The organism is Bacillus crepusculi, from assembly GCF_014764715.1.
Classification (GTDB): Bacteria; Bacillota; Bacilli; order Bacillales; family Bacillaceae; genus Bacillus.
On sequence record NZ_JACXXE010000039.1, the window covers coordinates 1 to 304 of the forward strand.

The 304-nt window shown below is 39.8% G+C and carries 1 protein-coding gene; it reads right to left on the reverse strand.

What is annotated here, in order from left to right; all coding sequences use genetic code 11:
* Positions 1–16 precede the first annotated feature (16 nt).
* Positions 17–304, reverse strand: a 288-nt coding sequence (locus tag IEE86_RS19245; RefSeq protein WP_191098565.1) for a transposase, incomplete at its 5' end; no start/stop codon positions are given.

The window sequence follows — 304 nt, forward strand, 5'->3', positions numbered from 1 at the left end:
AACATCTATCAGTTGTTTACGCTGGACATGGTCCTTTCCATGTCCAGTTTGCTAGCTTTTTGAGATTCATGGCAGCGAAAGTAAGCATCGCCTGCATTGAAACTTTTTTTAGTCCACGAAGTTTCGTCCAACGCATACCATGCTTTTCTTTTGCATCCGCAAAAACACGTTCAATCGTTTCTTTACGTTTTGCATAGATGTTCTTATTCATTTGGGTGTGTCTGAGATGGTCAGCTTCATCTAAGTAGTCCTGCCAAATATGACGATGAATCTGTTTAGTGTGATTTTGACTGTGTGTACAATT